Source organism: Glaciecola petra, assembly GCF_031846345.1.
Taxonomy (GTDB): Bacteria; Pseudomonadota; Gammaproteobacteria; order Enterobacterales; family Alteromonadaceae; genus Glaciecola; species Glaciecola petra.
Window position 1 is genome coordinate 1,189,689 of the sequence record NZ_JAVRHX010000001.1, and the last position, 26,821, is coordinate 1,216,509.

At 37.7% G+C, this 26,821-nt stretch carries 27 protein-coding genes and 3 tRNA genes; 18 read left to right on the forward strand and 12 right to left on the reverse strand.

All coding sequences use genetic code 11. From position 1 onward, the window contains the following. Nucleotides 1–5: 5 nt before the first annotated feature. The 7 genes from RM552_RS05235 (at nucleotide 6) to bfr (RM552_RS05265) (ending at nucleotide 8,346) form a co-directional block, all read left to right on the forward strand. Complete coding sequence (locus RM552_RS05235; protein ID WP_311367720.1) at nucleotides 6–2,729, forward strand: DUF2339 domain-containing protein; 2,724 nt, start codon at nucleotides 6–8, stop codon at nucleotides 2,727–2,729. Next, nucleotides 2,722–4,182, forward strand: a complete 1,461-nt coding sequence (locus tag RM552_RS05240) for a flavin-containing monooxygenase (protein WP_311367721.1) — start codon at nucleotides 2,722–2,724, stop codon at nucleotides 4,180–4,182. Before RM552_RS05235 ends, RM552_RS05240 begins: the two co-directional genes overlap by 8 nt. Nucleotides 4,183–4,393: 211 nt before the next feature. Next, nucleotides 4,394–5,206, forward strand: a complete 813-nt coding sequence (locus RM552_RS05245; RefSeq protein ID WP_311367722.1) for an alpha/beta fold hydrolase — start codon at nucleotides 4,394–4,396, stop codon at nucleotides 5,204–5,206. Between the two features lie 117 nt (nucleotides 5,207–5,323). Further along, nucleotides 5,324–5,524: a hypothetical protein gene (locus tag RM552_RS05250; protein ID WP_311367723.1), complete on the forward strand. Its 201-nt coding sequence runs from the start codon at nucleotides 5,324–5,326 to the stop codon at nucleotides 5,522–5,524. A gap of 149 nt (nucleotides 5,525–5,673) precedes the next feature. After that, nucleotides 5,674–7,257: a cation:proton antiporter domain-containing protein gene (locus RM552_RS05255; RefSeq protein ID WP_311367724.1), complete on the forward strand. Its 1,584-nt coding sequence runs from the start codon at nucleotides 5,674–5,676 to the stop codon at nucleotides 7,255–7,257. Between the two features lie 147 nt (nucleotides 7,258–7,404). Further along, on the forward strand, nucleotides 7,405–7,875 hold the full coding sequence (gene bfr, locus RM552_RS05260) for a bacterioferritin (RefSeq protein WP_311367725.1): 471 nt from the start codon (nucleotides 7,405–7,407) through the stop codon (nucleotides 7,873–7,875). Between the two features lie 3 nt (nucleotides 7,876–7,878). Further along, entirely contained in the window at nucleotides 7,879–8,346 is a 468-nt protein-coding gene (bfr, locus tag RM552_RS05265) for a bacterioferritin (protein ID WP_311367726.1), read from the forward strand. Between the two features lie 12 nt (nucleotides 8,347–8,358). Here the strand turns inward: bfr (RM552_RS05265) and RM552_RS05270 are convergent, their stop codons facing one another. Then, nucleotides 8,359–8,805: a hypothetical protein gene (locus tag RM552_RS05270; RefSeq protein ID WP_311367727.1), complete on the reverse strand. Its 447-nt coding sequence runs from the start codon at nucleotides 8,803–8,805 to the stop codon at nucleotides 8,359–8,361. A 206-nt stretch (nucleotides 8,806–9,011) separates the two neighbouring features. On the opposite strand from RM552_RS05270, the gene ccoN reads away from it, so the two are divergent. The 11 genes from ccoN to rssA all read left to right on the forward strand — a co-directional run bounded on the left by ccoN (nucleotide 9,012) and on the right by rssA (nucleotide 19,114). Continuing rightward, on the forward strand, nucleotides 9,012–10,466 hold the full coding sequence (ccoN, locus tag RM552_RS05275) for a cytochrome-c oxidase, cbb3-type subunit I (RefSeq protein ID WP_311367728.1): 1,455 nt from the start codon (nucleotides 9,012–9,014) through the stop codon (nucleotides 10,464–10,466). Further along, complete coding sequence (gene ccoO / locus RM552_RS05280; RefSeq protein ID WP_311367729.1) at nucleotides 10,463–11,068, forward strand: cytochrome-c oxidase, cbb3-type subunit II; 606 nt, start codon at nucleotides 10,463–10,465, stop codon at nucleotides 11,066–11,068. The genes ccoN and ccoO overlap by 4 nt, the downstream gene beginning before the upstream one ends. An 8-nt stretch (nucleotides 11,069–11,076) precedes the next feature. Next, complete coding sequence (locus RM552_RS05285; RefSeq protein WP_311367730.1) at nucleotides 11,077–11,271, forward strand: cbb3-type cytochrome oxidase subunit 3; 195 nt, start codon at nucleotides 11,077–11,079, stop codon at nucleotides 11,269–11,271. Nucleotides 11,272–11,275: 4 nt separating this feature from the next. Then, entirely contained in the window at nucleotides 11,276–12,241 is a 966-nt protein-coding gene (gene ccoP / locus RM552_RS05290) for a cytochrome-c oxidase, cbb3-type subunit III (protein WP_311367731.1), read from the forward strand. Between the two features lie 135 nt (nucleotides 12,242–12,376). Next, entirely contained in the window at nucleotides 12,377–12,868 is a 492-nt protein-coding gene (locus RM552_RS05295) for a FixH family protein (protein ID WP_311367732.1), read from the forward strand. A gap of 57 nt (nucleotides 12,869–12,925) precedes the next feature. Beyond that, entirely contained in the window at nucleotides 12,926–15,424 is a 2,499-nt protein-coding gene (locus RM552_RS05300) for a heavy metal translocating P-type ATPase (protein WP_311367733.1), read from the forward strand. A 52-nt stretch (nucleotides 15,425–15,476) separates the two neighbouring features. Beyond that, a complete protein-coding gene (ccoS, locus tag RM552_RS05305; protein ID WP_311367734.1) occupies nucleotides 15,477–15,719 on the forward strand; it encodes a cbb3-type cytochrome oxidase assembly protein CcoS in 243 nt (80 codons plus the stop codon). After that, on the forward strand, nucleotides 15,716–16,384 hold the full coding sequence (locus tag RM552_RS05310; RefSeq protein ID WP_311367735.1) for a sulfite exporter TauE/SafE family protein: 669 nt from the start codon (nucleotides 15,716–15,718) through the stop codon (nucleotides 16,382–16,384). Before ccoS ends, RM552_RS05310 begins: the two co-directional genes overlap by 4 nt. Nucleotides 16,385–16,412: 28 nt before the next feature. Next, nucleotides 16,413–17,150: a fumarate/nitrate reduction transcriptional regulator Fnr gene (gene fnr / locus RM552_RS05315; RefSeq protein ID WP_311367736.1), complete on the forward strand. Its 738-nt coding sequence runs from the start codon at nucleotides 16,413–16,415 to the stop codon at nucleotides 17,148–17,150. Between the two features lie 113 nt (nucleotides 17,151–17,263). Then, nucleotides 17,264–18,166 carry a tRNA 2-thiocytidine(32) synthetase TtcA gene (ttcA, locus tag RM552_RS05320; protein ID WP_311367737.1) on the forward strand — a complete coding sequence of 301 codons (903 nt, stop codon included), beginning with the start codon at nucleotides 17,264–17,266 and terminating at the stop codon, nucleotides 18,164–18,166. A 27-nt stretch (nucleotides 18,167–18,193) separates the two neighbouring features. Further along, a complete protein-coding gene (gene rssA / locus RM552_RS05325) occupies nucleotides 18,194–19,114 on the forward strand; it encodes a patatin-like phospholipase RssA (RefSeq protein WP_311367738.1) in 921 nt (306 codons plus the stop codon). A gap of 27 nt (nucleotides 19,115–19,141) precedes the next feature. Here rssA and RM552_RS05330 read toward each other — a convergent pair whose 3' ends face one another. From RM552_RS05330 to uvrY, 11 genes are all read right to left on the reverse strand, one after another. Then, nucleotides 19,142–19,789, reverse strand: coding sequence for a DUF2987 domain-containing protein (locus tag RM552_RS05330; RefSeq protein WP_311367739.1), 648 nt, complete (start codon nucleotides 19,787–19,789; stop codon nucleotides 19,142–19,144). Next, the gene (locus tag RM552_RS05335; protein ID WP_311367740.1) at nucleotides 19,786–20,568 is read right to left on the reverse strand and encodes a glucosaminidase domain-containing protein; all 783 of its coding nucleotides are present in this window, start codon (nucleotides 20,566–20,568) and stop codon (nucleotides 19,786–19,788) included. The genes RM552_RS05330 and RM552_RS05335 overlap by 4 nt, the downstream gene beginning before the upstream one ends. Then, a complete protein-coding gene (locus tag RM552_RS05340; RefSeq protein WP_311367741.1) occupies nucleotides 20,561–21,304 on the reverse strand; it encodes a hypothetical protein in 744 nt (247 codons plus the stop codon). Before RM552_RS05340 ends, RM552_RS05335 begins: the two co-directional genes overlap by 8 nt. A gap of 68 nt (nucleotides 21,305–21,372) precedes the next feature. Continuing rightward, nucleotides 21,373–21,999, reverse strand: a complete 627-nt coding sequence (locus tag RM552_RS05345) for a LysE family translocator (protein ID WP_311367742.1) — start codon at nucleotides 21,997–21,999, stop codon at nucleotides 21,373–21,375. Then, nucleotides 21,996–22,859, reverse strand: coding sequence for a sulfurtransferase (locus tag RM552_RS05350; protein ID WP_311367743.1), 864 nt, complete (start codon nucleotides 22,857–22,859; stop codon nucleotides 21,996–21,998). Before RM552_RS05350 ends, RM552_RS05345 begins: the two co-directional genes overlap by 4 nt. 138 nt (nucleotides 22,860–22,997) lie before the next feature. After that, a tRNA-Leu gene (locus RM552_RS05355) sits at nucleotides 22,998–23,084 on the reverse strand. Nucleotides 23,085–23,130: 46 nt separating this feature from the next. Then, nucleotides 23,131–23,204, reverse strand: a tRNA-Cys gene (locus RM552_RS05360). 72 nt (nucleotides 23,205–23,276) lie between these two features. Next, nucleotides 23,277–23,352: transfer RNA gene (locus tag RM552_RS05365), tRNA-Gly, on the reverse strand. Nucleotides 23,353–23,493: 141 nt separating this feature from the next. Beyond that, nucleotides 23,494–24,060, reverse strand: coding sequence for a CDP-diacylglycerol--glycerol-3-phosphate 3-phosphatidyltransferase (gene pgsA / locus RM552_RS05370; protein WP_311368281.1), 567 nt, complete (start codon nucleotides 24,058–24,060; stop codon nucleotides 23,494–23,496). Between the two features lie 60 nt (nucleotides 24,061–24,120). After that, on the reverse strand, nucleotides 24,121–25,953 hold the full coding sequence (gene uvrC, locus RM552_RS05375) for an excinuclease ABC subunit UvrC (protein WP_311367744.1): 1,833 nt from the start codon (nucleotides 25,951–25,953) through the stop codon (nucleotides 24,121–24,123). Nucleotides 25,954–25,980: 27 nt separating this feature from the next. Further along, on the reverse strand, nucleotides 25,981–26,622 hold the full coding sequence (gene uvrY / locus RM552_RS05380; RefSeq protein ID WP_311367745.1) for a UvrY/SirA/GacA family response regulator transcription factor: 642 nt from the start codon (nucleotides 26,620–26,622) through the stop codon (nucleotides 25,981–25,983). Between the last annotated feature and the right edge of the window lie 199 nt (nucleotides 26,623–26,821).

Sequence of the window (26,821 nt, forward strand, 5' to 3'; positions counted from 1 at the left end):
TATAAATGAATGGATTGGTTTTTCTCGGTATCGTGGTCGTATTAGCAATTCTTATTGGTGCTATCCTTAGTATTATTAATACAAGCCAAATTAGACGCTTGAAAAGTGACTTAACTCAAGCAAACAAAATAAACGAAATACAAAAAAAACAAATTTTAAGACTGAAAGACATGTTTGATCGGTTAAAAGAGGATGTTGAGGCGCATATAACAACTTTTAGAATTGATCCCGATGACACAAAAGAGACCGCCAAGGACCCCGATGAGGAAAACGTTACGGTCGATGAAACGAAAAATTCCTCTGAGCAGAATGTTACAAACGATGAATCAGATATCCCTATGGTCACAAAGCATACATCTAGTGACCTTCAACCTAAACACCAGCTAAATAAGAGTAAAGCTTCAAAAAAATCAAGACGTTTTAATTTTGAAACATTCTTAATGGGAAATGGTCTTATTTGGATAGGCGCTACAGTATTAGCATTAGGTGGTATCTTTTTAGCTAAATATAGCATCGAAGCTGGTTTATTTCCGCCTATGTTAAGAATTATCATAGGCGCATTGTTTGGTATTACGTTAATAATAGCGGCAGAATATTTATTTCAAAATCCTAATAAATTTAAAATACATTCACCCTTGATTCCAGCTGCATTAGCCAGTGGCGGCGTCATTACTTGCTTCTCAATAACATTAGTAGCATTCGATTTTTATAGTTATTTAAGTCCTAATTTTGCGTTCGTTATATTAGCGGGCATATCAATTGTAGCGTCAATCTTATCTATTCGTTACGGGCCAGTACTTGCTGGTATCGGTGTTATTGGTTCTTATGCAGTTCCTGCACTGGTGAGCACGGGGTCTAATAATATAAGTGCCCTACTTCTTTATGTAAGTTTTGTTAGCTTGGCTGCTTTATTAGTTTATCAAAAAGTAAAAGTCGCTTGGGTATGGTGGCTCTGTTTAGCAGGCCATTTAGCTTGGTTTGGAATTTCTTTATTGATATTGTTAGACAAAGGAACAGTAAGCACAGCGGAACTAAGCATTGTTACTGTTTTTGTTATGCTAACGGCTTATTTGTTTGTGGTCGCACCTATATGTGGCTGGACCTTAAAAGAGACACGTTTTGACCCTTTAACGCTGAAAGATTTACTGCTTCCTCGTAAAGAGCAATTAGGTATTTTTGTGCCAATTTTCGCGTTAATTGCTTTCTTTATCCTAGATCGCTACCAATCAGAAATATTGATACTCAGTCTGGTGTTGATGTTGTTTCTGGCGATTATACCAATTAGACATAGTGCTTTTGATTCCTGGCCATTTATCGCATTGTTTATCTGTCTCGTCACATTCTTATTAATGCCAGCTAATTATGACTACAGTGATAATTTATTCCCGTTTGCGGGGCCCTATTTGTTTGCTCAAGGTGCAAGTTTAGGGTTTATTCTTTACGCATCTTGCATGATAAAAATATTCCCTGCACGGCCAAGTTATTTATTGTTGTTGGTGTGCGCTCCACTTTCTATTATGGCGATTAGCTATGCTATTTCGGCGCCCGATGCAGCAAAGTTTCTTTATCCTCTGTATGCAGCTGAGCTTGGCTTATTCGCAATAGGCTTCACTGTATGGGCTTTAAAGACAAACAACACGCTGCATCAAATGACATTTTTGTTGTTTGCGAATGGTGCTTTAAGTCTTATTATGACAATGTTACTTAGTGCAGGGACACTCACTTTAGCTTTGGCGATTCAAATATCTTTAATGGCGTGGTTAAGCAGTCGATATAAGATCACCTTGCCAAATTGGATTTATAAGATTGCTTTAGCTTTTGTATTGGCTCGTTTAAGTTTTGCACCTTGGGCTGATGCCTATAAAGATGAAACTATACTCAACATACATTGGACAATAGTTATATATCCCCTGGTATGTGGATTAATGTGGCTCGCACGCAAATATACCTTTGATACTCAATTAAAAGCTTGGTTTTCTGGTGCTATAGTTCACACTGTCGCATTACTAGTAACTACCGAAACAAGTTATTTGTTAACAGGTGACTATCCTAATTTCGATAATCTAAGTTATTCTGAGAGTGTTTTACTCGGTATGAATTGGTTGATTTTATCGATTGTCTACTTTTGGCGAAAACAATTTTCTAGCCACCCCAAATTATATGCACTGTTTGCCGCAGCTTTATTAATTGGCTTTAGCTTTATGCAAATTGATGTATCTTTCTTTAACAATCCATTTATTAGCAAGCAAACCACAGGTAGTCATTTTTTAATAAATTGGTTAATGCCCCAGTGGCTTATACCTGCCCTACTACTCATGTTTACGTTAAAAAATAGGCTAACTTTCAATAGATTACGAGTACCTATATTAATAACAGTTCCGATATTTTTAATTCTATATGTAAACGGCTTTATTCGTAGCGTTTATAATGAAGTGTTAGCGTTTGGACACAGTGTTATGTCACAGGCAGAACTCTATACCTATTCAATTGTTTGGCTGTTTATCGCTATCATTTCTATAGTACTAGCTCAGAAACTTAAGCACGAACAAGTTAATAAAGCAGGCTTCATTATCCTAGCTCTAGTGGTTTTGAAGGCTTTTATTGTTGATATGTCAACACTAGAAGGTTTATACAGGGCCGTGTCATTTATTGGTTTAGGTTTATCTATTTTGGGTGTCGCATGGTTATTCCAACGTTTAAAACAACAAACAAAAGAAATTCATGACTAGTGAAAATATCATCGAAGTATTAATTGTAGGCAGCGGCTTTGGAGGGCTAACTGCTGCTATGAACCTTAAAAAAATGGGTATCAATGATTTTGTAATACTTGAACGACGTGCATTTTTTGGTGGCACATGGAAGCAAAGTGTTTACCCTGGGGCCGCTGTGGATGTGCCAAGTCCACTTTACAGTATCGATGGCGAGCCTTTTCCTTGGGAGCATCTATACGCAAAGCAAAAGCAGTTAGCGCAATATACCGAACACATTATTGAAAAGCATAATCTCGCCCCTAGTATCGAGCTATGTGCTACCGTTATTGAAGCAAAATGGTGCAAAACTCATTGGCAAGTAAAATTAGAGAATGGTAAAGCCTTTAAATCGAAAATAATAATAAATGCGACCGGACCTCTGAGTAGTCCAGCAATGCCAAATATACATGGGCTTCAAGACTTGAGGGGGCAGGTTATTCATAGCAATAATTGGCACGACGGTATTGACCTTAACAATAAACTTGTTGCTATAGTGGGTAGCGGGGCTAGTGCGGTTCAAATCATTCCTAGTATTATAAACAGGGTGAAAAAATTACATGTTTTTCAAAGAACACCACATTGGGTGCTTTCACGTTTTGATTATCATATACCAAAAAGATTCCGCGCTACATTAGCCCTTAGGCCGATTAATTTCGCTTTAAGAACGTTAATCTATTGGCTGTTTGAGTTACGCGTAATAGCGTTTAAGTACAGCCCTGCTCTATTGCGCGTATTAGGCGCTATTCCAGCAAAAAAACACTTACTAAAGCAAGTGCAAGATGAAAATCTAAGAAAACAACTTACACCAGACTTTACTATTGGTTGTAAACGAATCTTAGTCAGCGATACTTATTACCCTGCTCTGCAACATCAAAATACTGTCTTGCACACAAAAGATGACTACATTGAATACGCAAGTTATGAGGGTTTACAAACTAAGCAATCGGGTTTGATAGACGCCGACCTAATAATATTAGCAACCGGATATAATCCAGAAAAATCGATGGTATCCTACCAAGTAATAGGCGAAAAAGGGAAAACCTTAGGTGCACAGTGGCGCGATTATCCAAGAGCATATTTAGGTACTAGCATGCCAAACTTTCCTAACTTTTTTATAGTCACAGGTCCAAATACCGGTATTGGTCATACAAGTGCCCTCTTTGTCATTGAATCACAAATGAAATACATCATGACCTGTATTAAAAAGTTACATGAAAAATCAGCGTGTTCAATACAGCCTATACCCGAAGCTGAAGAAGGTTATACGGCAATGGTGCATAGAGAAATGGAAAAGACGGTCTGGTATAAAGGACGTTGCAATAGCTGGTACAAAAATGAACATGGGAAAGTAATTGCAATGTTTCCTGGTTTTAGCTTTAGTTTTCGGCGTCTATGTAAAAAGTTCGCTCATCATCATCACATTATAAAATAGTTTTTAGTCACCGAGTTTGGTTTAATAGTGAGAGCAATCATGTTGATATCATTTTTTTGAGGTTTTAATTTGAGGTTTTAATTTGTTCTTTTTTCTATTGCTTTTAGTCATTTTGTGCTTACTATTTTTTTCAAAATCATATGTTATCGGGAAATTTTTATATTTAAGTACAAACTATATACAACGCAAGTTTGCGCATCTAAAAAGGTATGTGATTTTTTGTGACGATGGCACTACCTACTATTTTTATAGTAATGTAGCGAGCAACCAAACTATACCGCATATTGACCCATCCAAGCCAAGTATACTGATGCTTCATGGCTTCAGTGCCGACAAAGATATTTGGCTTAAACTAGCTAGGTATGCGTATAAAGACTATCAATTAATCATTCCTGATTTTAAAGGTCATGGAGCGCACCTCTATCATTCGAGAGAAAATTATTCTGCAATGGCTCAGGCAGAATATATTAATCACTTGTTAAGCGTATTGTATCCAGTTAAATCAACGCAACTTTTAATAGTTGGTAATTCCATGGGGGGAATGGTCGCCGCTATTTTAGGACAAATTAATGACTGTGTAACAAAACTAGTACTGCTCGATCCTGCTGGGGCAAAATCAGACTTTGCACGCATTCTCGCAGAAAAGAAACATAACCCATTTTTACATGACACTGTAGAGTCAGCTAAATCATTCTTTAAAAATACAATGTATAAGCCCCCTTTTGTTCCTCCTTCGGTACTTCATTACTTGATACATAAAAATTATTTATCTAAAAGTAATCAATACAAACATATGTTCACTGATTTTTTTGATATTGATAGCTTTTTCTCTAAACCATTTACACCTTCAGAAAAATATCCGCCTAGCTTAATAGTTTGGGGAGAAAAAGATGCTCTGCTGCCAGCCTCTGATGCTGTTATTTGGCAAAAACTAGTAAATGGTAAAATGGTGATATTGCCAAATATTGGTCATATGCCAATGGTCGAGTGTCCCAAGCAAGTTTTCAAACTATTAAAATTTTAAGTGGAACAAAGGCTTATACTTTAGTATGAAATAAATTACATTTCTTTTTGGTAAATAGACTATGCTTTACTTATAATTAAGCAGTGTCTCTGTTCATCAAGTAAAGAGTGACGTGTTATGACTGGCAAAGAATTTTTAAGACTAGTTGCGCGCAGAGGAATACCGTTAAGTTGTATTGCTAGCCGTTTAAACTGTAAATTAGCAACAATAAGAGCATTTGAGTTGATGGATACAATTCCTAAACCATATGTAATTAAGTTTATTTCAGCATTCCAAGATTCTTTATCTCCACAAGACTTGGATTTACTAACACAATAAATAGATATAGCTGAAATCACTAAAATTTTCTTTAAAAGATTGCATTAATCTTGCGCTTCTTTATATTCTTTTAGACAAATTAACACTCTCTGTTTTTTCGTCAGAGTCTAAAATCTTTCATAAATATATAAGGCTGCCGATAAGCTCGCATGGAATTTATATTATTACTCGTTGCTTTTGTCTTGGGCTTCGGCTGCAAACTCATCAATATGCCTCCTTTAATTGGCTACCTAGTGGCAGGCTTTTGTTTGCATATGCTTGGTTATTCCTCTAATCCTCAGCTCGAACAACTCGCTAATTTGGGTATAACCATAATGTTATTTACTATTGGTTTGAAACTCAATATTAAAGACCTTATTAAAGCCGAGATATGGTTTTCTAGTATCCTACACGGTTTATCTTGGTTAGTAGCCTCTGGTGCAATTTTCATTGTATTTATTACCCTTTCATTGCCTTTTTTCACAGGCTTGGATTGGCAGCAAACAGCGCTAATTGCGTTTGCTTTAAGTTTCAGTTCAACGGTATGTGTTGTTAAAATCTTAGAAGAGTCTGGCGAGAGAAACACGCGACACGGTAAAATAGCGATTGGTATCCTCGTTATGCAAGATATTTTTGCTGTCTTGTTTTTGGTTGCATCTACTGGAAAGTTGCCTTCAATATATGCTCTCGCATTATTTTTGCTAATTCCATGTGTCCCTGTGTTAAGGAAACTACTAGAAAAGGCAGGACACGGAGAACTATTGCCTTTATCAGGGTTTATATTCGCTCTGGGTGGGTATTATTTATTTGAACTGGTGGGCGTTAAAGGTGATTTGGGTGCATTAATTGTTGGTATGCTGCTCGCCCCTAGTTTCAAAGCTACTGAGCTCTCAAAGTCTTTATTAAGCTTTAAGGATCTTTTTCTAATTGGCTTTTTTCTAACAATTGGTCTTTCTGGCCTGCCTTCTTTTGAAATGACCTTTATCGCCATTCTTATTACCATTACATTGCCACTTAAATATGCGCTCTTCTTTTTTATATTAACAAAACTCAAACTGCGTGTGCGCACTGCATTTTTAACTAGCCTGGTAATGAGTAATTTTAGTGAATTTGGTTTGATCGTTGTTAACGTAGCAGTCGGCATTGGTTTGTTAACTCAAGAGTGGTTAATCATAATGGCGATGTCCATGTCATTCTCTTTCGTAATCACGAGTCTGATGTATAAGCATTCACACGATACATATACAAGTTTTAAAGACAAGCTAAAAGGGTTTGAATCCTCAACTGTTCTTTCTGAAGACCAATATCCATGCATGAAAAACGCCGAAGTTTTAGTAGTGGGCATGGGAAGAGTTGGTAAAGGTGCCTTATCTGCCTTACACAAAAAACTTGATAATAAAGTGTGGGGCATGGATGCAGATTCAGAAAAAGTATCTAGCATGCCTGAGTTTAAACAAAACACCATTGTAGGAGACGGCGAAAATATCGATCTATGGGAAAATTTAGATACGACTAATATCAAGCTTGTACTCTTAGCATTACCGTCAATTGAAGATTCTTCAAACATTACCACGCAGTTACGTAGCTCAGACTACAAGGGACAAATTGCTGCCATAGCAAGATATGAAGATGAAGTTGCCCCTTTGCTATCAAAAGGGGTCGATAAAGTCTTTAATTTCTTCACTGATGCAGGTTATGGTTTTGCAGATGAAAGTATTGAATTACTGCAAAGTCAATCACAATATAAAACTTAAGCTCTTTTTTGTTTGCTAATCTAATTGTAAATAAGAATGATTTACCTTTCTATGTAGTTGTTTTATAAGTGTTTTTATTATTGTTTGCTATGAATGCACTTTCCTTTATGTTAAGATTTAACCAGTCTTAATAACAGAGCACTAATAATGAAAGGTTCTCCTACAGTGATAAAACAACTCAACGACATGTTGACGGTTGAACTCACATCAATAAACCAGTATTTTTTGCATGCCAGAATGCACAAAAACTGGGGGCTAGAAGGCTTAAATAATATCGCTTATAAAAAATCGATTAAAGATATGAAGCAGGCCGATAGATTAATCGAAAGAATTCTTTTTCTGGAAGGTTTACCGAACTTGCAAATGCTGGGGAAATTATACATTGGTGAAGACACCAAAGAGTGCTTGGCTTGTGATTATAAGTTTGAACAAGAACAAATTCCCAAGTTAAAGCACGCAATAGCGATCTGCGAAACCGAACGAGATTTTGTCAGTAGGGATTTGTTGACAAAGATTTTAGATGACGAAGAAGAATATTCTGATTGGTTAGAAACTCAACAGTATCAAATTGAAAATATGGGCATTGAAAATTATTTGCAGTCTCAGGTGGAGGGATAGTTTATGCAAGGTAATCAAAAAGTAATAGACGGCTTAAACAGCTTACTTGGGTTTGAGTTAGCCGCAATGGATCAATATTTTATACATTCACAAATGTATCTTGATTGGGGCTTGAACAAATTATATGAGCGTATCAACCATGAGTTTGATGATGAAAAAGGTCATGCCACAAAGTTAATTGAACGCATGTTATTTCTTGGTGGCACACCTGACATGCAAACGCGTACTGGTTTGAAAATAGGTAGTGAAGTCCCTGATATGTTAGAGAGTGATTTGCGCGTTGAATATGAAGTCGCTAACAGATTAAAAGAAGTAATCGCTATCTGCGAAACCGAACAAGACTATGTTAGCCGCGATATGCTGTTAGTGTTGTTAGACGACACTGAGATGGATCATGCGTATTGGCTAGAACAACAATTAGGTTTAATTAAACGTTTGGGCATACAAAATTATCTTCAATCACAACTATAAGTGGTATCGAGTTTAATTATGAGTAATAAAAGGCACCGTGAAATATTGTTCAGATTGAGTGCCTTTTTTAGCCACTTTAATATTTAAATGCCATTGCATCTCATCGAGGTGACAACTGCCTAAAAACATCACGCCTTGCGAAGGCTTTTCTTCGTCTTCAAAGACAATTGGTGATTTTCCCATGTACATATTTACCCCTTCGACCCACGCATTTGAGACAAAATATGCGTCACTAAGACCAATGTCTAAAGCGATTTCCTCTTCAGAGACGGGGGTTTGGTCAAATTCTATACGTAAGGTCAGGTCGTTTTTCCGAATCTCACACCAATTATCGATAAGTACACATTTTTCTGAAGCGTCAGACCAATTGTTAATACTTTGCAAATAAAAACCTGCAAACACAATAAAAATGCAGGCTACAAAGAAATATCCCTTTCGAATTTGTTGCATTTTTTTCACAAATTATTCACCGTAAACTTTGCTTTATTGACCGAGATCAAAAGTAACCTAACTTAAGTATCTTTTTGTATTTAAAAACATTAACATCGCAGGTAATGAGTGCTGAGTTTACTTTTGATTGATGCTCCACTCAACTAGGACACAATATTTAAAAAGTAACACACACACGTTAACAAAAATAATTTCTAGACTCGGAACACGTAAAAATGAGTGAATCAAGCCAAGTTCAACCTGACTATAATTACAAAGTTGTCAGGCAATTTACAGTTATGACCGTCATCTGGGGTATTATCGGCATGTTAGTTGGGGTACTTTTAGCTGCTCAGCTTTTTGCACCTGTACTTAATTTCGATTTACCGTGGTTAACTTATTCTCGTTTGCGCCCTTTACATACCAATGCAGTAATTTTCGCTTTTGGTGGGAGTGCATTGTTTGCCACTAGCTACTACATTGTGCAGCGTACCTGTCAAGTTAGGTTATTTAGTGACAAATTGGCTGCTTTTACATTTTGGGGTTGGCAGGCTGTTATCGTTTCAGCGGTCATCACATTGCCTTTAGGTATTACAGCAAGTAAAGAGTATGCTGAGCTAGAATGGCCTATCGATATCTTGATAACTCTCGTCTGGGTCGCTTACGTTATTAATTTTTTTGGAACACTCGTTGTTCGGAAGACTTCACACATATATGTCGCAAATTGGTTTTTAGGCGCCTTCATGCTAACCGTAGCAGTGCTACACATTGGGAATAGCCTAGCCATCCCTGTTACATTGTTTAAGTCTTACTCGATATATGCTGGCGCCGTCGACGCGATGATGCAGTGGTGGTATGGACACAATGCGGTAGGGTTTTTCCTAACGGCCGGTTTCTTAGGCATGATGTATTATTTTGTCCCCAAACAAGCCGGTCGTCCTGTTTATTCATATCGTTTATCTATTGTACATTTTTGGGCATTGGTTTCTCTTTATATTTGGGCTGGGCCTCATCATTTGCACTACACCGCCCTACCCGACTGGACGCAGTCATTGGGCATGGTCATGTCAGTAATACTTTTCGTGCCATCTTGGGGCGGTATGATAAACGGTATCATGACGCTATCGGGTGCTTGGCATAAACTTCGCACAGACCCTATTTTACGTTTCTTGATTGTTTCATTGTCTTTTTATGGCATGTCCACCTTCGAAGGTCCTATGATGGCGATTAAAACCGTCAACGCACTCTCTCATTATACTGACTGGACAGTTGGACACGTACATTCTGGCGCGCTCGGTTGGGTCGCTATGGTATCGATAGGTTCTGTATATCACTTGGTGCCTATATTATTTGGACAGCCTAAGATGTATAGCACTCGCTTAATTGATTACCACTTCTGGCTGGCAACCATTGGCGTTGTATTATATATCGTCGCCATGTGGTGCTCAGGTGTATTACAAGGAATGATGTGGAGAGCGGTGAACCCCGATGGAACCCTTACCTATTCGTTTGTTGAATCTTTAGAAGCATCTAAGCCCTTCTACGTAGTTAGGTTTATAGGCGGTGTATTTGTTGTCGCTGGAATGTTGATTATGGCTTATAACTGCTACAAAACTATTTATGCACCAAAAAAGAATGAGCAGGACGAAGGCATGCTAGCAGATGATGTTGCTGTAGGAGTTGCCAAATGAAAAATCCACATGAGTTAATTGAAAAGAATGTTGGACTGTTAACAATATTAGTCTTAGTAGCCATAAGTTTTGGTGCAATGGCACAAATACTACCTCTTATGTTTCAGCAGCAGGTATTAGAGCCTGTAAAAGGTTTAAAACCCTATACAGCGCTGCAAATGGAAGGTCGAGACATATACATAAGGGAAGGTTGTGTTGGTTGTCATAGTCAAATGATAAGACCGTTTAGAGCAGAAACAGAACGTTATGGCCATTATTCCGTAGCAGGTGAATCCGTCTGGGAGCGACCTTTTTTATGGGGTTCAAAACGCACCGGGCCTGATTTAGCTAGAGTGGGTGGTAGATACAGCGACGAATGGCATAGAGTGCATTTAATAAACCCACGTAACGTAGTGCCTGAATCTAATATGCCTAGCTATCCTTGGCTAGAAAGCAATGTGTTAACAGGTAAAGACATTGCCAAAAAATTAGAAGTTAATCGCATGCTGGGTGTTCCCTATACCGATGAAGACATCGCAGGCGCACAAGCTGCGGTAGCGGGTAAAACGGAAATGGAAGCACTAATTGCCTATCTTCAATCTCTCGGCACTTATTTACAGTAGGCTTTATTATGGATCAAGGAATTGTCGGTAGTATATTCACGGTCGTCGTTTTTGTGGCATTTGTCGGGGCCTGTTGGTGGGCCTTCACTGGCAGAAACAAAAGTAAATTTGATGAAGCAGCAAACATCATTTTTGAAGATGAAGTGCAACACAAAAACACGCAAATGAACGAACAAATTAATAAAAAAGATCAGGAGTCATAAGACAATGACTATGTTTTGGACAATTTGGATTGGCGTAATTACCTTTGGCACCATTGTTGGTTGTTGGTTGTTACTTAAATGGTGTTTAGCTAATAAAACAGGCGTGCCCGAAGGCGAAGAAATGGGCCATGAATTTGATGGTATTGTTGAGATTAATAATCAACTACCAAGTTGGTGGACTAATTTGTTTTATATCACTATGGTTTGGGGCGTGCTGTATTTAATCGCGTATCCTGGCATAGGCTTCTCATTTAAGGGTTTGCTCGGCTGGGAAAGTTCAAATCAAGCAGTGCTAACCTTAGAAGAGTCTCAAGCACAGTTAGAAGAAGATATTGCAGCTGATAATTTAAACGAATATGCAGTTGCTATTAGAATAGCCCAAGAAAGGTTTGACCCTATTTTTGCAGAGTATGCAAAAACTCCGGTTGAACAATTAGCTAATAATGAAGAAGCCGTGCAGGTTGGTAAACGACTATTCTTGCAAAACTGTGCACAATGCCATGGTTCAGATGCAAGAGGACAGCGTGGTGGCTTTCCAAACCTAACCGATAATGATTGGCTATACGGTGGATCAGGTGAGAAAATCAAAGAAACCCTAATAAAAGGCCGAGCTGGCGTCATGCCAGGATGGTTAGATGCATTTGGTGAGCAAGGCATAAAAGAAATTGTCGCTTACACATTGAGCCTAAGTGGGCGCAAAGTGCAAGAAAATCATGACGCATTGGCACAAGCTGGCAAAGCACGATATGCAGTATGTGCTGCCTGTCACGGTATGGATGGAACCGGTAATCAAATGCTTGGCGCACCTAATTTAACTGATAATGTTTGGTTATACGGCGGCACAGAGCCAGCAGTAACGCATACCTTAAATTATGGAAGAAATGGAGTAATGCCAGCTTTTGATGTTACCTTGGGTGAAGACAAGGTCCATGTGGTCGCGGCTTATGTGTTTAGCCTATCGAATAAATGATTAAGCTGTTAAATTCATCCTTAAGAGATATTATTGACCTTATTAAAAAAGCCTCTTAATGAGGCTTTTTTTTGCGCAAGTGCGCTGATTAAACGTTGTTTAGTATTATTGATATGCAATTTAGGTAATAAAAACATGCAAGAATATGACGATAAACCTTGGTATAAACAATTTTGGCCTTGGTTTTTGATTGCCATCCCTCTTTCTTCACTTATTGTGGGTTCTCAAGTGATTAGATTAGCTACTGACGGCACAAACAGCATGGTCGTTGATGACTACTACAAAGAAGGCAAAAGTATCAACGAACGTTTAGACAAAATAGTAAATGCACAGGCTTTAAATATCAGTACAATGCTGCAAGTAGAAGAAGGTAATATTGCACTAACGTTTTTAAGTGGTCAGCCAGCCACTGGAGAAGCCTTAAAATTAGATTTTTTCCACGTTACCCAAGCAAATAAAGATTTCAATGTGTTTTTAACTCGAGATGCCTCGGGTGTATATAGAAACAACGAAGTTTTTCCTATCAAAGGAAAATGGCGATTGAGGTTAACTCCTATTGATGAAAACTGGAAAATACAGAAAAACATCCATTTGCCGCAAAATAATGCATTTAAGTTCGATCCCTAAGATGAGTTGTTTCGCCATAGCGAGGTTACTATCAATTAGCATAGTTGTATTAACAAAATGAGCATCAATATTGCGGAAGACTGTTGCTTTCACTGTGGCTTGCCAAATGAAGACGCCCAAAAATATCAAGTTGTCATCAATGATGTCCCTCATGCTATGTGTTGTCCTGGGTGTCAAGCAGTTGCTCAAGCAATAGTCGACAACGGTTTAGTTAATTATTACGAATTTAGAACTGAGCCTGCTGCTAGAGGTGACTCTGCCCTTTCTAATACGATGGCACAATTGTCAGTTTACGACGAACCTGATCTACAAGAAGAATTTGTTTTCGACCAAGGTAAACATAAACAAATCCAACTAACCGTTGAAGGGATTACATGTGCAGCATGCGGATGGCTTATTGAAAAACAACTCGCGAAATTGAAGGGTATCAAGCAGGTTTCTGTCAATGTTTCTGCTCGCCGGGCGTTAATTAGTTGGCAACCGGATCAAATAAAGTTGTCAGAAATACTTTCCCGATTAAAATCGATCGGCTACGAATCTCTTCCATTTCAGCCCGACACACATGAAGCTTCTTATAAAAAAGAACATAAAGCTTTTCTAAAAAAATTGGGACTTGCGGGCATTATGACAATGCAGGTGATGATGTTAGCGATGGGGCAGTATTTTGATATTTTTGGTAATATTGATGACGATGCAATAAGCTATTTTAATGCGGTTAGTTTGTTACTGACCACACCTGTTGTATTGTATTCAGGCAGTATTTTTTATATTAGTGCGCTCAAAGCCGTTCAGGCTAAAACTGTTAATATGGATGTGCCTGTGACGATTGCCATAGTTGCGACCTATATTGCTGGGGTGCTGGCGGTAAATAAGAATACGGGTGAGGTGTATTTTGAATCTATATGCATGTTCGTGTTTTTTCTCTTAATAAGTCGATTCTTAGAACATCGCTCTAGACATCGTGCTTCTTTAATATCGTCAAACATGCTCAAATTGATTCCCATCACAGCGAATAGGCTCGAAAATTCAATTTGGAAGTCGGTATTGGCAAAACAACTAATCAAAGGTGATATGGTTATTGTGAAGCCTGGCGAGAGTGTGCCTGTAGACGGCTATATAACCGAAGGTAAGAGCCTTTTTGATGAATCAATGCTTACCGGAGAATTTGAGCCTGTAACAAAAAGTGTTGGCGATAAAGTGTATGCTGGCTCACTTAACCAACAAGGTTCAATCATAGTAAAAGTGTCTGCGTCAGTTAAACATGCCATGATGAATCAAATATTGCGCTTGCAAGAAAATGCACTAGCCAATAAACCTAAGGTAGCCGCAGTTGCTGATAAACTCTCTCGCTTTTTCGTGATCATTGTCCTTGCGGTGGCAATAGCCACCTATTTATTTTGGTATTATCAAGGTAGCGAACATGCATTTTGGATTACTATTTCAGTATTAGTGGCAACCTGCCCTTGTGCCTTAGGTCTTGCAACCCCCTCTGCCTTGACCTGCGCCATGGCAAAACTAAATCAGTTGGGTATATTACTTAAACGAGCCGATGCACTTGAACAAATTACAGGCATTAGCGATATTGTGTTTGATAAGACCGGCACGTTAACTAAAGGTGAATTTTCGATACAAAAAACATGGCTGAATGAAAGTTTTTCAAATGAGTTATGTGATACTTTTGGCTTACCACATACTACTAATGAACAACTAGTAATGCACCTTGCGAGCATTATTGAGATGCGTTCTGAACACCCAATCGCCAAGGCTTTTGTAGATGCAAATCAAAAGCTCGGTCCGCTAAGTTTGAGTCAAAAAAAATGGCAAGCCCTGAAAGATATAAATGTAACAAACCTGAATATTGAAATAGGCAAAGGTGTATCTAGCAATATCTACCATTATCAATGTCACATTGGTTCCAAAAAATTTATTCAGGAAAAACTAGATAGAGTGCTTCAAATTGATGACATAACAGCACTAAAAGGCGCAAATGTTATTTTTGCCATGGGAAATCAAGTATTGGCAGGTTTTTGGGTCACCGATACGCTAGCTGACGATGTAACTGAAACGCTTAAACAGTTGAAAGCGTTCAAAACTACAATTCTGAGCGGAGACACACAAGCAAATGCCGAAATTATTGCCAAGCAATTAGGGATTAACAATGTTATTGGTGATAGCTCTCCAGCTCAAAAGCTAGACTATGTAAACAACATGCAGAAAATAAATGCCAAAACATTAATGTTAGGAGATGGTATTAATGACGCACCGGTATTAGCGGCTGCAGATGTTTCTATAGCGGTAGGCAATGCATCTGATTTGGCCAAAAATGCTGCTGATGTCGTATTATTAAATCCTAAACTAAACATGTTGAGCCATTTAATTAATTTGGCATTTGCTACAAAACGTAAGATTAAGCAAAATATTGCATGGGCTTTAGGCTATAATATTTTGGTGATCCCTTTTGCTGTGTTGGGGTTATTAACGCCTTGGCAGGCAGCTTTAGGTATGTCTTTGAGCTCTATTATTGTTGTCTATAACTCTACCCGTTTGATGCGTTAATATTAGTACTGAATAGTGTTAATAGTTTATTTACCAAAGGTTTAATTTTCAAATGAGTATAATTTTTGTGCTTATACCGCTAGCAGTCATAATCGTTGCTATTGCAATTGGCGTGTTTTTTTGGGCTGTAAAATCTAATCAATTCGACGACTTGGAGCGACAGGGTTATAGCATATTATTTGATGACGACATTACGCCTAATAATACAAAAGACAATAAAACAGTAAGTGATAAAGCAGAGAGTTCTGAGACAGTTGAAAGTAATAAACAAAACACCAAAGAACCAAAACATTGACTGACTTTTCTCTATTAACGGCCTTTTTTATGGGCTTGGCAGGTGGCGTTCATTGCATTGGCATGTGTGGTGGCATCGCATCTGCGTTTACTTTCGCAACACCTAAAAATAGCAAGCAAACACCGTATATCTTTGCATATAATATTGGCAGGATCCTTTCGTATACAATCGCTGGTGCAATTACCGGTTATTTAAGCAGTATTTTTACTGCAAAAGTAGTGTTCGGCTTATATATTCTGCAAATTATAAGCATATTTTTTCTATTACTTTTAGCCCTATACATAAGTGGGATATTGCAGATACTAGCTTATTTTGAAAGATTGGGTGGGTATTTATGGCAAAAAATTGCGCCGATAGGCAAAAGCTTAATTCCATTTAAATCCCCATGGCATACTGTTTTATATGGAATGTTATGGGGTTGGTTACCTTGTGGTTTAGTTTACACAGCGTTAACGTGGTCTTTAGCAAGCGGTGATAGTCTAAATGGCGCTGTTTTTATGTTATGTTTTGGGATCGGCACCCTGCCCGCATTAATTGCTTCTAGCGTTGGTGCAAGTTTCGTGATTCCCTATTTACAACACAAAAACACTCGCTTGTTTATGGCTTTTCTGATACTAATTTTCGCAATATTTTTGACCTTTAAATTATTTCAGGGTATAAAATGATCTCTTTCAGAAATATTAAAGTAGCGTTATGAGTAAAGGTTCAGAACTTTCTATACATTGTCAAAGCTGTAGCTTCAGTCATTTATGTCTTCCCGTTAGTCTTAATAAATCTGAATTAGATTCTTTGGACGATATTATTGAGCGCAAGCGACCTCTCCATAAACAAGATAAATTAATTAGTGTGGGTGATAAGTTTCACTCTTTATACGCTGTCAGGTCGGGGTCATTTAAGTCCTACATTAGCGGCAGTGATGGCGTCGAACAGATTGTTGGTTTTCATTTCCCTGGTGATATAGTTGGATTTGATGCAATGCGTGACGACACTCATCAAAGTTATACTCAAGCCCTTGAAACAGCAATGGTTTGCGAGTTGCCATACGATACTCTCGAAACAGTGTCGAATCGCTATCCTAAGTTACGTCAACAAATCATGAAATTTATGAGTTCCGAAATTAAACATAATCACGATTTGATGATGTTATTAAGTAAACGCAGCGCTGAAGAACGTTTACTTCATTTTATTAGCCATTTGTCACAACGATTTGATGAGCGGGGGTATTCAGCAAAACAATTTAACCTTTCAATGACTCGAGGTGAAATTGGGAATTATTTAGGTTTGACAGTGGAAACTATTTCTAGGCTATTAACGTGTTTTCAAAAAGAAGGCCTTTTACAGGTAGATGGCAAGTTAATTACTATTTTGGATCTTGAGGGTGTTCAGCAAAGAATGCCAGATTCAGAAATAGAAATCAGTTCAGTTAACTAGTGAATTGATTGATATAATCAACCTTAGTAAATCATATATTTAAATATACTTATTTTTAAGCGAAGACTTATTATTGTATAATTTATGCATCATCTAATTAGTAAATAATACTCATGTCAGTAAAAACAAAACTTGAATATAGTTTTAACAAACTACAAAAGCGCTTGCGTAGAGAAACTGGAAAAGCGATTTTTGATTTTAATATGATCACTGACAATGACAAAATAATGGTCTGCTTGTCGGGTGGAAAAGATAGTTACACGCTACTTGACGTATTATTATATTTTCAACGTATCGCACCGATAAATTTTGACCTTATTGCTGTTAATCTCGATCAAAAACAACCTGGTTTTCCAGCGGATGTATTGCCAAGATATCTAACAGAACTTAATGTTAATTATACAATAATAGAAGAAGACACTTACTCTATTGTAAAAGAGAAAATCCCTGAAGGTAAAACAACGTGTTCCCTTTGTTCACGATTAAGAAGAGGCGTTTTATATAGAACGGCATCTGAAATTGGCGCGACAAAAATAGCATTAGGACACCATAGAGATGATATTTTAGAAACACTGTTTTTGAATATGTTTTATGGCGGTAAAATTAAGTCAATGCCCGCTAAACTTGTAAGCGATAATAAAGAACATGTTGTCATACGCCCTCTTGCATACTGTTCTGAGCAAGACATTGCCAAGTATAGCCAGCATATGGCATTTCCAATCATTCCGTGCAACCTCTGTGGTTCGCAAGAAAACCTGCAACGTAAAAACATAAAAGCTATGTTGAATGATTGGAAGCATCGTTTCCCAGGCAGGATAGAATCGATGTTTAAAGCAACACAAAACATTGTGCCTTCACATCTTTTAGATCAATCTCTTTTTGATTTCACTAATTTAAGTAAAAACAATAATTATGAAGGTGAAGGCGACATTGGATTTGATGAACCAGATCTAACAATTAAAACCCCTAATCAAGACACTGTTCGTTTAAATGTTGTAGAAGTAAAAGCTAAATAAAAAATCACCGTCAAAAGGAAGAGTAAATTGAAAATTGGTTTAGCACTGGGAGCTGGCGCAGCAAGAGGCTGGTCTCATATAGGGATCATTAAAGCCTTACAAGAAATGGGGGTCAAAATAGATGTAGTTGCCGGTTGTTCGATTGGCGCATATGTTGGCTCTGCATTTGCCAGCGGTAAGCTAAATGAGCTCGAAGAGTGGTCTTATTCACTTTCAGAATGGCAGGTATTTAAACTTTTAGGTATTGGGTTTAAGCGCGGTGGCATTGCCAGTGGTCAAAAAGTCTTTGAAAAACATAAAATAGATTTTTGTGCCAGTACTTTTGAAGAAATGAACATACCATTCGCCGCGGTAGCGACTGACTTATATTCTGGCAAAGAGGTTGTTTTTAATAGTGGAGATATAGAACATGCTATTCAAGCCTCTTGCGCTATCCCTGCTCTTTTTGCCCCTATAGAACGTGAAGGCAGATGGCTAGTTGATGGTGCAGTCGTCAATCCTGTTCCCGTAAACCAATGCAGGCAATTAGGTGCAGATTTTGTGATAGCAGTAAACTTAAGTGCTGATTTTAGACCGCAACTGATTGAAAAATTTGAACATGAACACGAAGTAAATGTTCAAAAAACTGATGATTTTATCGATAAAGCAAATGATGGTTTTATGAAACAATGGTTTTCGCCCGACCCTAAACCCAATAAAAAGCGTGCACCGGGCATCATGAGTGTAATGAGTAGTTCATTAGAAATTTTACAAGCAAGAGTCACAAGGTCTCGTTTAGCTGGTGATCCACCCGATCTATTGATTGAACCACAGTTAAGAGATGTAGGATTATTGGAGTTTCATAGAGCGGAAGAGTTAGCAAGCAAGGGTTATGAGTCGGTGCAACGTTTAGCACAGCAGATTAAATATCAATTGGATATACAAATACAACAAGAAAACGAAAATTAAGGTGGGCTATTTAAATCTCTATCAGAATTACTTAACGGTGTGAGCTGTAATTCTTACAGGTTTATTTGGTAACTCGATACTAGCCAAGCTTACAAATTGCGATTGTTGCACCAATAACACGCCATTTTCAACCCTTAAGCCGTGCTCAAGGTCTTTCACGAGGTTTTGATCTTTAAAATATATATTTAAGCCTTTAACACTTGGCATCATAAATGACAAAAAACCACCCATGTCGTCAAAGAATGCCTCATATTGCGTAAACAAGGTTTCAAGTTCTTGCGCTGAATATTTTATCTTCAAGAACTCAGGTTTAGTTTCTAATTGAACCGACATGTCACAAATATTCACCGCCTCAGTTAATGATAATACTACCTTAGCATCAGCAAGTCTTAGCGCCCTCTCTACCGGTATAGTAAATCTATTCTCTTTACTCACTTCGAGCGGTAATTGTTGTTTTTCTGTACTTATCCGGGCACTTTCAATGCTACATAATTTTTTGCTGTTTATGTTTATAAATCCGAAAGCAAATTGTAAGGCATTCATTTCATCATTGTTTATTTTACGTGCGTGACTATAAAAACTTTTATAATCGACGATCAATTCGTTTGCTTTGACATCAAAACTCAAAGCAAAAACATAAAACATAATAGTAATATTAAGTGCAAATCTCTTCACGAGGGTATTAAATCCTTATTAACTTTAATCATCTGCAGTAATTCTTCTATGTACTCCTGTCCTCTTTCAGAATACTTAGATAAGCCATCTATTAATGCGATAGCGCTAATATTTTGCTGATTATTACGTCTTTTATGGCGAATCAAACGCAACTCTTTATAAGCGTCGTGACGGTTTATATTTCGCATGTAAGAATACATAGCGCTGGATAAATCATCAAACTTAGCAACCTCGTGAGTCGCCCCTTCATTTCGTCTTTTGGGCACAAAGCCGCAGCCTTTTTTAAAACACCATAATCCGAAAAAATTGTATCCATCTCGGGCGAAACGTGAAGTCCCCCAAGCAGATTCATTAGCGCTTTGAACTAGCACCAATTCTAGTGGAATAATATCGATTTTACGCAATAACTCAGCGAATCTTTGCTCATGGCTCTGTTCAAGGTTTATCCGATATTCCTCGTATAACCAGTTAAGATTATCTTGTTGTAATGAAGAAAGTGACTCTCCTGCAACTATAAGTGATTTGTAACCTTGTACGACTTGTCTTAACTCAAGGATATAACTATTTTGTGCTTCAACGGCAGGCGCAAGATATTCAAAAAAAGCTTGTTTTTTTTCAACAACATTAGAAATTGACGAAAAATCTGGCACTGCTTCAAAGGCATTTTCTACTAATGGGTAATGTTTAATACTTTTATCTTGTGGCAACAAAACATATGTTAACACGAGGACTATTAGGACAATAAAAAATGTAATGCCAATAATTTTAAATTTATGCATCGAACACTCCTTGTTCAGATTTTACATTTCGTTCTTCTAATATGGACTCATGACAAAAAATGGCTTCATACAAAATAGCCTTAACATTAAAAAATAAAGGTCCTACATATAAATAGGCCAAGCCAAAAGTAAAAAACACCAAAATTAACATTAAGAAAAAGCATGAAAAAATGACTAGCATAGGCACAATGTAATGATTAACTGCTTTTACAGACCACCATATGGCTTGAAATGGTCGTAAGCCTTTATCTGCAATTAATATTAAAGTGAATGTTGTCGCCACAAATATATAAAAACCCGGTATGACTAATAGCCTCAAACCTATTTCGAAAGACGTGTTAATCAGTAGATAGGCTATTGCAACTAAAGGTAGCAGTTTGAAAAAAACAAAGATGCTCGAAAATGGAATATTAATTGACCGATTACTAAACACTGCAGCCATGCTAATACCCGTCCACAATGGCGCTAAAACAACTGTTAAACTTAAATCGATACCAAGTTGTTGGGCTATGGTTAAGACTATTTCCCCGCTTGCTATTTTTGCAATATCACTAATACCATAGGCATCAAAAAGTATAAGAATAACCACAACACCTAAACTTATAATCATCACTAAAGCACGTGCTAGTAGAAAAATATTCTGTTTAGTTAAGGCATTCCCTTGTTCAAATATATTTTTTATATCAAATTTATAATCGGGATTAAATCCGGAAAATGTAGGTTTAATGGCATTCATACCTTAATTATCAGACTAGTGTAGATTATAACATTGATAAGTGCACAGTTCACATGCGTTGAGGTTTTTTATAGTAAAAGAAATATGGCCATCCCAATCAGAACGATCCCCATTAATCTGTCGAACCAATGCCCATGGAGCTGATATGCGGTTCTAATTTTCGAAATAGTAGTAACAAATGATAAAAAGCAAAACCAAACCGCTGTCGCACATGCTAAATACACGCCATAAAAAATTTGAGTATTGAGCGAGGTTTCCGCGGGGATAGCTGCTGTAAATAAGGCAAGAAAAAATAAGGTCGCTTTGGGGTTTAAGCCATTTACAATAAATCCTAAGGAAAAGGCCTTGTACCAAAGTCCTCTAGTTTGTGTAGTATCAGCACTATCATCTTGGTTCTGGGCTTGTGATTTACTTCTTAATGCATTTATACCTATCCAAATGAAATAAGCTGCAGCAATATACAACAAGGCATTATATAGCCATGGTGTTGTTTTAATAATTAAGCTAATACCAAGAATTGAATAACTAACATGCAATAAAATACCTGTGCCAATACCTAAGCTTGTCCATAGCGCCGCTCGCAAACCTTTTTGCAAACCTTGTCTTAAGACAATTGCAAAATCAGGTCCAGGGCTAACCACAGCGACAAAATGCATTAGTGCGATGCTGGCCCAAACATTGAAATCTATATTCATGCTATTCCCGTTTCAATCGGTAAATGGGCACTAGCCCCCCACTCTGACCACGAACCATCATATACTCGCAATTTGTCAAAACCTAATGTGTAGGCGACATGAGCTAAAATACAGGCCGTCACACCACTTCCACATGTCATAATTAATGTGTTTTCTTTGTCATAGTGAGTAAATAATTCTGTTAACTGATTATATGCCACTAATTCGCCATTTTCGTTTTGCAATTGTGCATAATGAAGACTACTAGAGCTTGGAATATGTCCACTTCGAAGGTGTTTACGAGCCTCAGGAATCTGCCCAGTAAAGCGCTGCAAGGCCCTAGCATCAATAATATGATAATTGGGCGCATTTATCCTTTCAAATACATAATCAGTCGCAACAAACTGAAATTGAGTGCTCTCTGCAGCAGTATATTCACTCGCCCTAAGGTTTATATTCAATTTGTTAACAACGGGCAACGATAAGCTTAACCATCTAAGTAGGCCACCGTCTAAAACATATACATTTTTGTGGCCTACGCTTTTAAACATAAACCAAACTCTCGACGCGCAAAAATTCCCATAATCATCATAGATTACAAGAGTATCGTCGTTGTTTATGCCCAATTTTTGCGCTTCGATTTGAAAGTGTGACTTGGAACACATCGTATTTGAAATCGCCGAATTAGTGTCTGCGAATTGGGTTTCTAAATCAAAAAAGGTTGAATCAGCAATATATGAATTTGGGTGTTGTTTTACTAAGTCTTTTCGAACACCTGTACTGCCACTCATTGATGTGAACAAAACTCGCACTTTATTGCCAAGATTGCAGTGTTGTTGCTGTTGCCATTTTATAAGTGAATTTGCGTTAATAAAAGACATCTTCAATCGTCTCAAAAGCTAATATAATAACAACTAAAATACCATATCCAGTCATAGATTGTGAATGCTTGACTTATGCTTAAGTAGATATAATAGATGAGATTACTTTTCGAAAAATAACTATTTGTAAGGAAGAAATGGTGCCCGGGGCCGGACTTGAACCGGCACGTCATTACTGACGAGGGATTTTAAATCCCTTGTGTCTACCAATTTCACCACCCGGGCAACTTTTAACACTGTAATATAGCTAAGAGTTACGATTCCAGTAAACTGGAGGCGGAACCCGGAGTCGAACCGAGATCCACGGATTTGCAATCCGCTGCATAGCCATTCTGCCATTCCGCCGCAAAACTTTGCTCACGCTTTGGAGTGCAAGCGTTACACATTTCAGAATTTCAAATTGTTACTAAGAAAAATTGGAGCGGGAAACGAGATTCGAACTCGCGACCCCGACCTTGGCAAGGTCGTGCTCTACCAACTGAGCTATTCCCGCTCTGAAATGTGCGGTGCATTCTACCTACAATTAATGCGCTGTCAACCACAAATCGCCTTGCATTAGCTTGTTCAGTCAATTTTTAATCAATTTCAGTTTTAGCGTAATAAAATCTCAGTAAAACTATACATCAAAGCCCTATTATTTTTGATTTAATAAGGTTTTCCAAGCAGCTTTTGTGTATGCCACCATTGACCATAGAGATAATATTGCCGCTATGTAAAGTAATATTTTACCTAAGGTGACCCAATAGATAGGGAAGCCCATAAAATATTCTAGCCCCGAGAGTAAACCAATTAATGCCAGCATTTGCGCCATGGTTTTTGCTTTACCAATAAAACTTACCTTAACCAAGTCCTGTTCACCCAATTGTGACATCCATTCACGCAGAGCAGAGATATAAATTTCACGCATTAATAAAATGATTGCCGGTATCGTTATCCAAACGCTTGCATAAATATGCGTTATCATTACAAGCGCTGCTGCTACTATTAGTTTGTCTGCTACTGGGTCTAAAAATGCCCCAAAAGCGGTAGATTGCTTTAGCTTTCTGGCAAGGTATCCGTCAAACCAATCAGTTATGGCAGCCAACCAGAACAAAAAAGCACCTAGTTCTTGAGCCCATTTCCAATCCAAAAAGAAAACTGTCACAAAAATAGGGATCAGAAGAACACGAAAAATAGTAATAAAATTTGGGATAGTCCAGATCACAACAATAGACAACTCTACAAAAACTTCAACGTCAACATCATAACAGATCTTACTTGTTTAGGAATGCAAATAATCGTATATGATATCAGCTAAATCTTCGCTGATTCCAGGTACTTTGGCAATTTCATCTTTGCTGGCTTTTTTTAAACCGTGCAAACCTCCTGTGTATTTTAGTAGCGTTTGTCGCTTTTTAGCCCCAATACCTGGTATTTCTTGCAACGGAGACCTTGTTTTTACCTTTTGACGTCTATTTCTATGCCCACCAATAGCAAAGCGGTGTGACTCATCCCTTATGTGTTGAATTAAATGTAGTCCAACTGAGTCTGATTCTACTGCAAGAGTCTCATGAGAATAGGCAACAATGAGAGTTTCTAACCCTGGTTTTCGAGAAGTTCCTTTTGCTACCCCAACAATCATAGGTTTTAAATCTTCTGGCCATTCGCTAAAATGGCTTTCGGCTTGTGACAATTGACCCTTGCCACCATCAATTAACAGTACATCTGGAATCTTTGCATCTTTATTTGGTTTTTTATATCGCCTTCTTAATGCTTGTGCCATTGCCGCATAATCGTCACCGGGAGTAATGCCATCTATATTGAATAATCTGTATTCTGATTTGAGCGGACCGTTGCGATCAAAAACAACACATGATGCAACGGTTTGCTGCCCAGAAATATGTGAAATATCGAAACATTCCATGCGTTTAATAGGTGTTTCAAAGTCTAGTATTTTTTCTAATTCAGTAAACCTTGCAAATATCGATTTTTGTTGATTTTGTTGTGTTTCTAGTGCGTTTTCAGCGTTATTGTTCGCAATTTGCAAATATTTTTTCTTTTCTTCCCTTGCTCCCTCAAAAAACGTCACTTTACGCCCTGCTTCGACACTTAATACCTGTTGCGTCGTTTCCATGTCGTCGAATTTTAGTGGCAAAACGATCTGCTTAGGGATTACTTTATTACCAGAAAGATAAAATTGTAAAATAAATGAGGCCAATATTTCTTCAGCTGTACTCCCTTTTGGAACCTTAGGGAAGAAAGGTTTACTACCTAAGATCTGGTTATCACGAATGAAAATTCCGAAAACACAAGCAATCCCATTTTTAAATGACATACCAAATACATCAAGTTCTAACTGTGTACCCGCGACAAATTGTCTTTCTTGAATGCGTCTTAAGGCGTTAATTTGGTCACGGTATTTAGCCGCTGCTTCAAAATTGAGGCTGTCACTCGCGACTTCCATTTTTTTGACTAGAGTCCCAATAACTTGTGAGTTTTTTCCTTTTAGAAATAACGCTGCTAGTTCAACTTGCTCTGAGTACTCCTCGTCAGTCACGTAGCCTTCTACACAAGGCGCATTGCAGCGTTTCATTTGATATTGTAAACAAGGTCTAGAGCGCGCCCTATAGTAACTGTCCTCACACTGCCTAATTGGAAATATCTTTTGCATAGACCGCAGACTTTCGCGCACAGACCACGCACTTGGATAGGGACCAAAGTATTGCCCTTTTTTCTTTTTACTACCTCTATGGAAACTTATGCGTGGATGTTTGTGATCAGATATAAATATGAAGGGATAACTTTTGTCATCTCGCAACACAACATTATAACGAGGTCGATACTTTTTAATATAATTATTTTCTAACAGGAATGCTTCAGTCTCGCTCGACACCACAGTGACATCCATTGCCACAATGTTATTTACTAATGTTTGCGTTTTGACACTATCGACACTTTTCCTAAAATAACTAGTCACACGTTTTTTTAAATTTTTTGCTTTGCCAACGTAAATGACTTCATTTTTACGGTCATACATCCGGTACACGCCAGGCTTGCTGGTTAAGTGCTTAAGAAAATTTTTATGATCAAAAAGAGGCAACTGTTCATCTGTCATCTCTACTTGTCCTTCTTATTGCCTTAATTATGCGTCAGATGTAATCAGCTTGTGTCGTAATGCAAGATGGGTTAACTCCACATCAGAGTTAATATGAAGTTTCTCGAACATCCTGTATCGATAAGTATTAACTGTTTTAGCACTAATTGATAATTTTCCCGCGATATCGGTTACTTTTATTCCACGAGTCAACATCATGGTGATTTCCAATTCACGTTCGGATAATTGCTCAAAAGGATTGTCGTTATTGATATCCAATTGACCAATTGCAATTTGTTGCGCTATTTCGGGTGATATGTATTTTTGTCCTGAATGCACTTTGTACACCGCATTAATCATTTCGCTCTGGCCTGCATCTTTAGTAAGGAAACCGTGAGCGCCTGCTTGCATTATTTTGTAAGGAATAGGGTTTTCCTTATGCATAGATAAGCAGATTACCTTAGCACTGTCACAAATACGTTTAACTTTGCGCGTAGCTTCAAGCCCACCAATACCTGGCATAGAAACATCCATTAAGATGATGTCTGGAGAATGTTTACGGCAATACTCCACCGCTTCTTCACCCGAACCGACAGCAGCAATTACATTAAAATCCTTTACATCTTTTAATATACGGACAATCCCTGTTCTTACGAGGTCGTGGTCATCAACCACTAAAATTTTAATCACGTCGTAACAACCTGTTTTGATTTGCGTTTTTCACGCTCTGTAATTCACTAGTATGCTGTATTAAACACAATTTGAAAACTAGTTTCTTTAATTTCTCTCACAAAGTAAAAGGAAAGATAGCAGCACTTAATTTGTAAACAGTGAGAGTGCATGGGAATTAAAGTGGTGCTATCTTTCCTATCACTTATTCAAATATAAA